Source organism: Flavobacterium gyeonganense, from assembly GCF_029625295.1.
Taxonomy (GTDB): Bacteria; Bacteroidota; Bacteroidia; order Flavobacteriales; family Flavobacteriaceae; genus Flavobacterium; species Flavobacterium gyeonganense.
The window spans coordinates 4299620-4312336 of sequence record NZ_CP121112.1 but is presented as its reverse complement, the minus strand read 5'-3'; the positions used below and the strand labels follow the sequence as shown (position 1 = coordinate 4312336).

Below are 12717 nucleotides of genomic sequence, written 5' to 3'. Positions count from 1 at the left end.
ACAGCGGGACAAAAGTTAATTATGAAACAAAATGTTTATGCTCCTGAAATAAAATTGTGGCTTTGTTTTTGAATAAGTAGTATTTTTGAAACTTAATAAAACCCCATTTAATGAAAAAGATATTACTTCTTGCCGTAGCATTTTCTCTTAATTCCTGTGCACAGGTACAACAAACTTTAAATCAGTTACCGCAAATATCTTCGCAAATCCCGGGAGTTGGCGGTGTAGATATCGCTTCGGGCTTAAAAGAAGCTTTAAACAAAGGAATTACACAGCAGGTGAGCAAACTGACAGCTGTTGATGGCTTCTATAAAAATGAAGCAGTAAAAATTCTGATGCCTGCAGAATTGCAAAAGGTAGATGCCACTTTACGAAAAGTTGGTCTTAGCTCCCTGGCTGATGAAGGTATTAAAATGCTGAACCGCGCTGCAGAAGACGCAGTAAAAGAAGCCACTCCTATCTTTGTTTCGGCAGTAAGAAACATGACTTTTACTGATGCCAAAAATATTTTATTAGGCAATGATAGTGCTGCAACAAATTATTTACAAGGTAGCACTACAACTGCTTTATATTCCAAATTTAATCCGGTAATTAAAAATTCTTTTGAAAAAGTAGGTGCCGATGCTGTATGGACAAAAATCATTACAAAATATAACACGATTCCACTGGTAAAAAAAGTAAATCCTGATCTGACAGATTACACAACCAATCAGGCTTTAGCCGGCGTTTTTAAAATGATTGCTGTGGAAGAAAAGGAAATTCGCAATAATATCAGTGCAAGAACAACACCGTTGCTAAAAAGTGTTTTTGCTATGCAGGACAAGAAATAAGCCATTAACCTATTAACCAAAAATTTATAATGCAAAAAATAACTATTCTGATTCACTGCAAGGATCAAAAAGGAATTATTGCTGCAGTAACAGCTTTTATTGCGAAAGTAGAAGGGAATATTACATACATCGATCAGCATGTGGATACAGAACAAAATGTCTTTTTTATGCGATTGGAATGCGACTTAACAAATCACAATATCAGTATCGAAGCCATAAAAGACGATTTTAACCAAACCATTGCAGCCGATTTTGATATGTCCTGGGATTTATACAATCAGGAGCAGAAACCTAAAATGGCTTTGTTTGTATCTAAATACGATCACTGTCTGTTTGATATTTTAGGACGTTACAGTGCCGGTGAACTGAATGTCGAAATTCCGGTAATTATCAGTAATCATAATGATTTACGTTCTATTGCAGAACGTTTTGATATTCCATTTCACTGTGTTCCTTTTACAAAAGAAAATAAGGAAGAAGGTGAAGCCAAACAAATTGAACTTTTAAAAAGATATCAAATCAATTTTATTGTTTTGGCGCGTTATATGCAGATTATCACACCTGGTTTGATTTCACTTTACGAAAACAAAATCATCAATATTCACCATTCGTTCTTACCGGCATTCCCGGGAGCAAAACCGTATCATTCGGCATTTAAAAGAGGAGTGAAAATTATTGGCGCCACGAGTCATTACGTAACAGAAGAATTAGACGAAGGTCCGATTATTGAACAGGATATTGCACGTGTTTCTCATATCCATTCTGTTGAAGACTTTATTATGAAAGGACGTGATCTTGAACGAATCGTTTTGGCAAGAGCCATAAAATTGCATGCAGAACGCAAAACAATGGTTTATAGTAATAAAACTGTAGTTTTTTCTTAAAATTATAAAATTAAAGAAGCCGTTTCAGTTTATTTGAAACGGCTTTTTCATTGGCAAATATTTTGATATTATTTCTTAATCACACGGATTGTTTTACTATTTCCTCCCTGAATTACAATAACATTATAAATACCGATTGCATAATCACTTCCTATTCTTTGATTTTGCGCTTCGTTGATATCGTTGAACTCATAAGCATCTAACTGTCTTCCATTCATATCATATACTTTTATTACAACACTATCATTACTAAGTGTTCCTAAATCTAATTGGAAAACTGAACTGTAAGGAACCGGATAAGCTACTACTCTAAAAGTATTTATTTCCGAAGGGTTCTCAACACCTAAATTAGGGCTTGTTTTAACAAAAACACCAGGAGAACCAATTTCTGTACTGCTATTAGCAGCAACAAATGCTCCGTTAATACCTACTACACTTAATTGTGTAATAGGTGTAGTTATGGTTGCAAGTCCCTCAGTATTATTAAATGTTCTAAAAGTTCCTGTAGATGAAGCCCCGAACAATACAGAAGTTACTGGTGTACTGCTTGTAGCATTATATAGATTTACCTGATCACCACTTGCCCCTAAACCAATTCCGGAACCCGTATAATTTCCAATTCTCAAGCCTGCCGGACGATTTACTCCAAACCAGTTATTTAAAAATTCTGTCGTTTTTCCTGCTAAATCGGCAGTCTCAATAAATATTACAGATTCTCCCGGATTAATGCTTGTAATTCCGTTTAATACAACGGCAGCTGCAGGAGACTGTGAATTATCATCAACTTTCCAGCCTGTAATATCAACCGGTACTGCTTTAGTATTCGTAATTTCAAACCAGTCAGCTCCTACAGGGCTGTCACCGCTTGACCATGGCGCCACTTCAGAGATAAATAATTTTCCTGTAGTTCCTGGAGAACCAATTTGATTCGCATCATTTTTAGCTGCAAAAGCATCATTAACACCAACCTGACTTAATGTTGAAATTTCAGCGTTGTTGAGACTGGCTGCATTATTAAATGTTACATTGGTAGTTGATGTTTTAAAAATAATATTTGCTTTAAGATTTCCACTTGCATCAAATAAATTTACCTGATCGCCTCCTGAACTTAAACCTATTGAACCGCCAGTGTAACTTCCAACTTGTAAACCTGCCGGTACATTACTTCCAAACCAAACTGACTTGAAGTTAGCGATTACAGTTGTGTTATTTGCAGCAGTTGTTTCTAGGAAAATTACAGATTCTCCCGGTTTAATAGTGGTAATTCCATTTAAAGCTAAAGCGGAAGAAAATGCTTTAGAATCGTCATCAACTTTCCACCCTGTAATATCAAGATCAGTTGTTCCGTTGTTTGTTACTTCAAACCAATCGGCTTTAATTGGATCAATGCTGCTGGACCAGGGTGCTACTTCTGTAATGCTTACTGTTGCAATTGGTGCTACTTCATTAACTACATCTGTAACTGACAAGGTAAAGTTAACAGATGCATCAGGAGTTGAACCAACAGTTGTGTCATCTACATTGATAGTCACACTGTAACTCGTTTTAGTTTCATAATCCAATACTGCTCCTGCTTTGATATATAAAGTTGAACCAATGATTTGAAAAGAACCTGCATCTGCACCTGATAATGATAACGTGTTTGTACCTAATCCATCATCTGTAACCAAAATATCTGAAATTTTAACTGCAGGTGTAGTCGTTGTATTTTCTAAAACTGAATTTGTTGTATTTGCTAAAGTAACAGCTGTCGGTGCCTGATTTGGCAATGCTGAAGGAGCATACACCCAAAGCTGCGGATGATCAATATCTCCACCTCCATTTTCGTTAACTATATACAAATTACCATTACGGTCCATGGTCATCCCTTCATGTTGCTGATTAGCAGCATCTAAAGGATTTCCCGGATCTGACACGATAGTTAAAGTACTTGAAATTACGCCATTTCGGTCTATATTTACCACTTTTGCATTTTCCTGACTCAATACCAGTAAATTATTATATAAAGGCTGGCCATTTAGTGCCGGCAAATTCGATAAAGCAAAAACATCGGCAACATCTGAAAACCCTAACAAAGCAGGATCGAAAAGATTAACAGAATTATCTGTTGTAGCAGAACCATTTGTTGCAGTTCCTGCATTAAAATCAATTCCTGTCTGGAAAATTCCCATTGGAGATATCTCTTTTAAAACTATATAACCATTAGTCAACGGATCATAAGAAAGCCCTTCTATTCCTGTATTATTCACAAATGTTCCTAATTTTACTGTTTTTGTATTGCTCCTGGTAAGTGTTGTTCCCGCTGCATAAGTAAACAAAACTACTTGTCTGTCACGCTCTTCAGTCATTACAAACTGACCATTACCTATATAAGTAATTCCTTCAGAGTCATAAAAATCAGTTCCCTGAGGGCTGCTTCCCTGAGCCAGTGTCATAGTATCGATAAATTGTCCTGTCAGTGACACCTGAGTAACAGAGGTAGTTCCGTCTCCAACAATAAAAAGAGTATTGGTATCCCAGTTGTAGGTTACTCCTGAAGCTTCCTGTGCAAGTAAATTATTTGTTGGATGTGCTGTTCTCGTTGGTTCAGGCAAATCGTATCGACCCACTCTGACGTAAGTCGAAAGATCTACAGTCTGGGCAATACTATTTTGATTAAACGCTAATATTACCATAATCGTAAATAATCCTGTTCTCAAATTACGAAGCAATTCAGGCTTAAAATTGGTTACAGCGTTGTGTGGATTTAATAGTAAAGATTTTATCATATTCAGAGTAAATTTTAAATTCGATACAAATGTATCCAACAGTTAAAATTTGCATTTGATGTAATAGTTACGTTATGATTAACTCTTTGTGTTTTATTATTTAAGTAAATGTTACGAAATAGCTATCAAAAAAATAAGCTTAAAAAAACCGTCTCAGATTGTGAGACGGTTGTATTTAAGAGCCTATATCGTTTTATTTTTCTTTTCTTCTTTTACGTTCAGCCTTAATCATAGACAATTCACGGCTCGTTTGTCCGGCTACAGAAGTATTTTCTTCAGCGCGGCGAATCAGGTACGGCATCACGTCTTTTACAGGTCCGAAAGGCAAATATTTTGCAACATTATATCCATTCTCTGCAAGATTATAACTGATGTTATCACTCATTCCGTATAATTGTCCAAACCAAATTCTGTTATCACTTTTTGAAATTCCTTTTTGTTGCATCAATTCCATTAGTTTATAAGAACTCAATTCATTGTGGGTTCCAGCAAAAATTGACATTTTGTCAAGATGTTCCAACATATAAAGTACTGCTGCATCATAATTTTCATCCGTAGCTTCTTTAGAAACACAAATTGGCGAAACATATCCCTTTTCTTCCGCCCTTTTGTTTTCTTTTTCCATATAAGCACCACGAACTAATTTCATTCCAATAAAAAAGTCTTCATTTTTAGCAACCTCATGCAGTTTTTTCAAATAATCCAAACGATCCCAACGATACATTTGTAACGTATTAAATACAATTGCTTTTTCTTTATTGTATTTACGCATCATTTCGGTAACTAAATCATCAGCTGCATCCTGCATCCAGCTTTCTTCCCCATCAATTAATAATGCTACATCTTTTTTATGTGCTTCACTGCATACCTGGTCAAAACGAGTTACAACTCTATTCCACTCTTCTTGTTCAGCAGCATTTAAAGTTTGTTTTTCGCCTAATTTCTCATACAATTCAAAACGTCCTAAACCTGTTGGCTTAAATACTGCAAACGGAATCGCAAGGCGTTCTTTTGCAAATTCAATAGTTTTTAATGTCATTTCTAAAGCAGCATCAAATTGTACTTCTTCTTCTTTTCCTTCAACTGAATAATCTAATACAGATGAAACCCCTTTGATAAACATTTTATCCACTACAGTTAAACAGTCGTGTTCGTTTATACCGCCGCAAAAATGATCAAATACAGTGGCACGGATCAAACCTTCTACCGGAAGATGCGCTTTAATAGCAAAATTAGTAACCGCTGTTCCTATCCTAACCAAAGGTTCGCTGTCAATCATTTTAAAAAGAAAGTAAGCCCTGTCAAGTTCTGTATCGCTTTTTAACGAAAAGGCAACCTGAGTATTATCGAATATTTTTTCCATTAAGTTTAGTTTTGAGGCAAAGATAAAGAGTGTTTTGAATATTATTTAACAAAACAACTATATTTTTAAAAAATTATAACATAACAGCTAGAATTATAAATATCAAGTCTTTATTAATCTATTATAAGGAATAAGCAAAAAAATCAACCAAATATTTTTGCAGTATCGCCAATCAGAAATTCTGCCTGAATTAATATCAAAGCTCATTTTTTAAACAAATTAGACTCAGGTTTTGAATATTATTTAGTTTAAAATGCCTTATTTTGCGGATTCAATTAACCAAAGAATTATGCAATCTATTCAAGCAAATAATTATTTAGTCCATTTTAACCAAAATGCATACGAAGCTTTAAACAACCATTTAAAAGAGAATAAATACTCTACTATTTTTATTATTGTTGATGATAAAACAAATGAGCATTGTTTGCCTAAATTTTTGCCTTTACTGGAAACCAATTTGACAATTGAAATTATAGAATTTGAATCTGGAGAAGCCAATAAAAATATCGAAACCTGTATTGAAGTATGGAATGTACTCACCGAATTAGGTGCAGACAGAAAATCAATTGTCATTAATCTTGGCGGAGGTGTTGTCACAGATTTAGGAGGTTTTGTGGCTTCTACATTTAAACGCGGAGTAAATTTCATCAATATTCCAACCACTTTATTATCTATGGTAGATGCTTCTGTTGGGGGAAAAACCGGAGTTGATTTAGGAAATCTTAAAAATCAGATTGGCGTAATTAATGTACCTCAAATGGTTTTGATTGACACGCAGTATCTTGAAACTTTACCACAAAGCGAAATGCGTTCCGGTCTGGCAGAAATGCTCAAACACGGTCTTATCTATGATGCTGCGTATTGGCAACAATTTTTAGATTTACAATCCATAGATTACGCAGATTTTGATGAACTGATTTATCGCTCTGTTGAAATCAAAAATGAAATCGTAATTCAGGATCCAACTGAGAAAAACATACGCAAAGCATTAAATTTCGGGCATACTTTAGGGCATGCTATCGAAGGCTACTTTTTAGAAAGCGAACATAAAACAACATTGCTTCATGGTGAAGCCATTGCTGTGGGAATGATTCTGGAAAGTTATATTTCATTACATAAAAACCTCATTTCAGCTGAAGAATATGCCGAAATCAAAACGGCAATTAAAGGTATTTATGATGATGTAAAATTTGAAGAAGAAGACATCGAGCCGATACTAGAATTACTTATCCACGACAAAAAAAATGAGTACGGTTTAATTCAGTTTGCACTTATTGAAGGCATCGGAAAGATAAAAATTAATCAATCTGTTGAAAATAAATTAATTCTGGATGCGTTTCATGATTATAAGTCTTAAACTTTTTTTAAGTAAAAGCGTTGCATTAGGTATATATTATTTTTTACATTTGCCACAATGAAAACAAACAACAGACAAAGACATTTCAGCTCTTACCGAAACCGCCTCAACAGTTCTTTACTAAGGATGTTGAACCGTTTTTACAATAGCAAAAGTCCGTTTTGTCTGGACGTTTTTTTATGTTCAAAGGCAGAGCACGAAAAACTGGAAATTGTATTTGCCAATATCAGGGTTTGAATTAAGATTTAGAGACGTTTACTAAATTAAAATACATTCTAAATATTGGACTAAATGAATACAAAATATTCTGACTTAATCAATCAAACATACTATTTTCCCCAGGAAGAGTTCAAACTAAACAAAGACAACTTATTATTTCACAATATCGATTTGATGAAATTAGTTGAACAATACGGAACTCCTTTAAAATTCACCTATTTGCCACAGATTTCTGAAAATATCAACAAAGCAAAAGCCTGGTTCAGAAAATCAATGGAAAAGAACAAATACGATGCAAAATATTACTATTGCTATTGTACAAAAAGCTCTCATTTTGAATACATTATGAATGAAGCTTTTAAAAACAATATTCACGTAGAAACATCATCTGCTTTTGACATTAATATTGTAGAAAATTTACTTGAAAATGGTAAGATCAATAAAAGTACTTATGTAATTTGCAATGGATTTAAAAGGGACGAATATATTAGCAATATTGCAAGACTAATTAATAACGGACATAAAAATACTATTCCGATTATTGACAACTACGAGGAGCTTGATCTACTTCAGGGAGAAATAAAAGGAAAATTCAAAATCGGAATCCGTATTGCGGCTGAAGAAGAACCAAAATTTGAATTTTATACGTCAAGATTAGGTATTGGATATAAAAACATCGTTTCTTTTTATAAAAAACAAATTCAGGAAAATGACAAGTTAGAGCTTAAAATGCTTCACTTTTTCATTAATACCGGAATAAACGATACTGCATATTATTGGAATGAGCTTGTAAAATGTATCAAAGTATATATTGCACTTAAGAAAGAGTGCCCGACCCTTGATGGCCTGAATATCGGAGGCGGATTCCCTATTAAAAATTCACTGGCATTCGAATATGATTATCAATATATGATTGATGAAATTATCAATCAGATTAAAATTGCCTGTGATGAAGCTGAAGTAGATGTTCCTAATATTTTTACAGAATTCGGATCATTCACAGTAGGTGAAAGTGGCGGTGCTATTTATCAGATTTTATATCAGAAACAACAAAATGACAGGGAAAAATGGAATATGATTGACTCGTCATTCATTACTACTTTACCTGACACATGGGCTATAAACAAACGTTTTATTATGCTGGCGGTGAACCGTTGGAATGATACTTATGAGCGGGTTTTACTTGGAGGCCTAACTTGTGACAGCGATGACTATTACAATTCTGAACAAAATATGAACGCCATTTATCTTCCAAAATACAACAAAGAAAAACCGTTGTATATTGGTTTCTTTAATACAGGCGCATATCAGGAAACTATTGGTGGATATGGAGGTTTACACCACTGTCTGATTCCACAGCCTAAACATATTTTAATTGATCGTGACGAAAACGGAATTTTAGCAACTGAAGTTTTCTCTGAACAGCAAACTTCTGACGACGTTTTAAAAATTTTAGGTTATACTAAAAAAGCATAAAAAAAATCTGCAAATTAAAAGTTAATCGCTATAAAATTATTAATTTGCAGTATACCCAAAAGGTTAAACTTAATTCAAAAAAAAAACAAAAAAACAAAAAAATGAAAGGACCAATCAGTCAGTTTATTGAAAAACATTACTTGCACTTTAACTCTGCTGCCCTGGTTGATGCTGCAAAGGCCTACGAACAGCAATTGGCAAACGGAGCAAAGATGCTGGTAAGTATGGCTGGCGCAATGAGTACTGCAGAAATTGGTAAAATTTTTGCTGAAATAATCAGACAGGACAAAGTTCAGATTATTTCATGTACCGGAGCTAACTTAGAAGAAGACATCATGAACTTAGTAGCACACTCTCATTACGAAAGAGTGCCAAACTATCGTGATTTGACACCGGAAGACGAATGGGCCTTACTTGAAAGAGGATTGAATCGTGTTACAGATACCTGTATTCCCGAACATGAAGCATTCCGTCGTTTACAAAAACACATTTATAAAATCTGGAAAGATGCAGATGATAAAGGAGAACGTTATTTTCCGCATGAATTCATGTATAAAATGTTGTTATCCGGCGTTTTAGAAGAATACTACGAAATTGATTTAAAAGACAGCTGGATGTATGCTGCTGCCGAGAAAAATTTACCTATTATTGTTCCGGGATGGGAAGATAGTACAATGGGTAATATTTTCGCATCATACGTGATAAAAGGAGATTTAAAAGCGTCAACAATGAAATCCGGTATTGAATACATGACATTCCTTGCTGATTGGTATACTAAAAATAGTGGAAATGGAATTGGTTTCTTCCAAATCGGCGGTGGTATTGCTGGAGATTTTCCAATTTGTGTAGTTCCAATGTTATATCAGGATATGGAAATGCATGATGTTCCTTTCTGGAGTTATTTCTGCCAGATTTCTGATTCTACAACCAGTTACGGTTCATATTCAGGAGCAGTTCCAAACGAAAAAATTACTTGGGGTAAATTAGATATTAAAACCCCTAAATTTATTATTGAGTCGGATGCCACAATTGTTGCTCCGTTAATTTTTGCTTATTTATTAGATTTATAGGATATTTATGAAAAGAGTTATAGTAGACTACGCCAAACTTACCAACGAAATTTTAAACCTTTTGGTTGAAAAATTTCCTGACGGTTATGATGATTCGGATGTTATTCGTTTCAGAAATGCTAAAAACGAATTAGTCGAAGCTGTTGAAGTTCGCACTGAAGACACTATTTATTTAGTAAAAATTAGTACTAAACTTGCAGACAGAATCGAAAATTATGACGAAGATGATGATATCGATCTTGATGTTGATACAATCGAACCTGTAAAAGGAATTGATCTTGATGACGATAGTGACGATGACGAGGATGACGACAATATTGATAAACCTGATACAGATGGTGGAGACGATGATGACGATGACGATGAAGATAAAGATGATGTTTCAGATGACGATGACGACGAGGAGGATGAAGATTAATTCATTTATTTAAAATAAATTTAAAGGAACTCTATTCGGGTTCCTTTTTTTATTCTTTCATAACTAACGACAAGCTTAAAAAAAAATATAAGAAAAATATTATTTTTTAATTTATATTTGAAAAAAATATAAGCCGAATGAATCCAGAAATATTACACGCCAGATTAAAAGAAAATTTTGGTTTTGAAAAATTCAGACCAAACCAGGAAAACATCATAAATACAATATTGTCTGGTCAGGACACGTTGGCTATTATGCCTACCGGAGGAGGTAAATCAATATGTTTTCAGCTTCCAGCTTTGATTTTTCCCGGAATCACAATTGTTATTTCTCCATTGATTGCATTGATGAAAGACCAGGTGGATAGTTTAAAGACTAACGGAATTTCAGCTTGTTACATCAATAGCAGCCAATCATCCGAAGAACAGCAATTTTATATCGATAATTTAAAATCAAATACTTTCAAATTAGTTTATATTGCTCCGGAAAGTTTATCCTATCTGGATGTAATATTTAACGAATTAACAATCAGCCTTATCGCTATTGACGAAGCGCATTGCATTTCTTCATGGGGACATGATTTCCGTCCGGCTTACACCAATTTAGGCTATTTAAAAAACCGCTTCCCTTCTACTCCAATACTAGCTTTGACCGCTACAGCAGACAAAGCAACACGTACTGATATTACAAAACAATTAAATTTAAAAAACTCGAAAACTTTTATAGCTTCATTTGATAGAAAAAATTTAAGTCTTGAAGTTCGTCCGGCACTTGACCGTGTGAAACAAATAATTGATTTTGTAGAAAATAAACCAAACGAATCCGGTATTATTTATTGTCTTAGTAGAAAAACAACGGAAGAATTAGCAGAGAAACTAAAAAAAAGCGGCATTACTGCAAAAGCATATCACGCTGGACTCGATAATACTGTTCGCGCTAAAACCCAGGATGAGTTTATAAATGACGACTGTCAGGTTGTTTGTGCAACAATTGCTTTCGGAATGGGAATTGACAAATCGAATGTTCGCTGGGTTATTCATTACAATTTGCCAAAAAACATTGAAGGCTATTATCAGGAAATTGGACGTGCCGGCCGTGATGGATTACCCGCTGAAACTGTTTTGTTTGAAAGCTATGCTGATGTGATTCAGCTTCAGAAATTTGCCTCAGAAGGTTTGAATTCTGATGTGCAGCTGGCCAAACTAGACCGAATGAAGCAGTATGCCGATGCATTGAGCTGTAGAAGGAAAATCCTACTCTCTTATTTTGGTGAATTAGTGACAGAGGACTGTGGTAATTGTGATATTTGCAAAAATCCACCAACTTTTTTCGACGGTACAATTTTGGCGCAAAAAGCGTTATCAGCCATTACCCGTTTAAAGGAATCTGAGCCTTTAGCAGTAATTGTAGATTTTTTAAGAGGTTCAAAAAACGCTTACATTTACGAAAAAAACTATCAGGAATTAAAAACGTACGGAATCGGAGCTGACATTTCCTGGTATGACTGGAACCAATATTTGATACAGTTGATAAACTTAGGTTATTGTGAAATTGCTTTTCATCAGCACAACAGAATTTTACTGACTCCTTTTGCCAAAAAAGTTTTATTTGAAGGTGAAAAAGTAAAACTGACAACGGTTATTAAAAAAGTAATTGATAAAAAAGAAATCAAAGAAGCAAAAAGCAAAGTCAAAACAGTTGAAGGTTCTCTTTTTGAAATCCTTAGAAAATTACGTTACGAAATTGCTCAAAAAGATGAAGTCCCGGCTTATGTAATTTTTAGTGATGCCGCATTGAGACAAATGGAAACTTTACGCCCAATGAGTGATCAAGAATTCCTGGCCATTGACGGGGTTGGAAAAGCAAAACTTGAAAAGTACGGCTCTGATTTTATAAATGCCATTATAGAATTTCAAAAAAATAAAAAGATAAATAAGAAGTCTAAAAAAGAAAACAGTACTTATAAAACAACCTTAGAATTATTTCAAAAAGGAGTTAGTGTTGAAGAAATTGCTGAAACAAGAAGTTTAGGAATTTCAACTATAATTTCACATTTGGCAAAACTATATCTGGATGGCGCTGCTATTGATGCGAGCCAGTTTATCTCTGATAAAGAAGTTGAACAATTACAAAAAGCACAAGTCGAACTTCAAAACCCAAATGCTTTAAAACCTTATTTTGACCACTTTGAAGAAAGAATGGGATATGATAAAATTCGTTTTGGACTTGCTGTACTGGAGAAAAATAATCAATAAAGATTAAAAAGTAACAATAAAAAAATCCAAATTCCAATCTGAATGTTTCAAATTGGAATTTGGATTTTAATTTTTGG

9 protein-coding genes are annotated in these 12717 nt (G+C 34.2%); 7 read left to right on the top strand and 2 right to left on the bottom strand.

Annotated features, from left to right (window positions below; genetic code table 11):
- The first annotated feature begins 110 nt into the window (after positions 1-110).
- Positions 111-830: a DUF4197 domain-containing protein gene (locus P5P89_RS18655; protein ID WP_278009664.1), complete on the top strand. Its 720-nt coding sequence runs from the start codon at positions 111-113 to the stop codon at positions 828-830.
- Between the two features lie 29 nt (positions 831-859).
- Positions 860-1714, top strand: a complete 855-nt coding sequence (gene purU, locus P5P89_RS18650) for a formyltetrahydrofolate deformylase (RefSeq protein ID WP_278009663.1) — start codon at positions 860-862, stop codon at positions 1712-1714.
- Between the two features lie 68 nt (positions 1715-1782).
- Here the strand turns inward: purU and P5P89_RS18645 are convergent, their stop codons facing one another.
- On the bottom strand, positions 1783-4482 hold the full coding sequence (locus P5P89_RS18645) for an SdiA-regulated domain-containing protein (protein ID WP_278009662.1): 2700 nt from the start codon (positions 4480-4482) through the stop codon (positions 1783-1785).
- Between the two features lie 193 nt (positions 4483-4675).
- On the bottom strand, positions 4676-5845 hold the full coding sequence (locus P5P89_RS18640; protein ID WP_278009661.1) for a proline dehydrogenase family protein: 1170 nt from the start codon (positions 5843-5845) through the stop codon (positions 4676-4678).
- A 289-nt stretch (positions 5846-6134) separates the two neighbouring features.
- Here P5P89_RS18640 and aroB point away from each other — a divergent pair, with 289 nt between their 5' ends.
- The 5 genes from aroB to recQ all read left to right on the top strand — a co-directional run bounded on the left by aroB (position 6135) and on the right by recQ (position 12640).
- Positions 6135-7202 (top strand): 3-dehydroquinate synthase, encoded by a 1068-nt coding sequence (gene aroB / locus P5P89_RS18635; protein ID WP_278009660.1) that lies wholly within the window; start codon positions 6135-6137, stop codon positions 7200-7202.
- Between the two features lie 291 nt (positions 7203-7493).
- Positions 7494-8897, top strand: a complete 1404-nt coding sequence (locus tag P5P89_RS18630; RefSeq protein WP_223682891.1) for a type III PLP-dependent enzyme domain-containing protein — start codon at positions 7494-7496, stop codon at positions 8895-8897.
- A gap of 101 nt (positions 8898-8998) precedes the next feature.
- Complete coding sequence (locus tag P5P89_RS18625) at positions 8999-9967, top strand: deoxyhypusine synthase family protein (RefSeq protein WP_278009659.1); 969 nt, start codon at positions 8999-9001, stop codon at positions 9965-9967.
- A 7-nt stretch (positions 9968-9974) separates the two neighbouring features.
- The gene (locus P5P89_RS18620; protein ID WP_278009658.1) at positions 9975-10385 is read left to right on the top strand and encodes a DNA primase; all 411 of its coding nucleotides are present in this window, start codon (positions 9975-9977) and stop codon (positions 10383-10385) included.
- Between the two features lie 137 nt (positions 10386-10522).
- Positions 10523-12640, top strand: coding sequence for a DNA helicase RecQ (recQ, locus tag P5P89_RS18615; RefSeq protein ID WP_278009657.1), 2118 nt, complete (start codon positions 10523-10525; stop codon positions 12638-12640).
- The last annotated feature ends 77 nt before the right edge of the window (positions 12641-12717 follow it).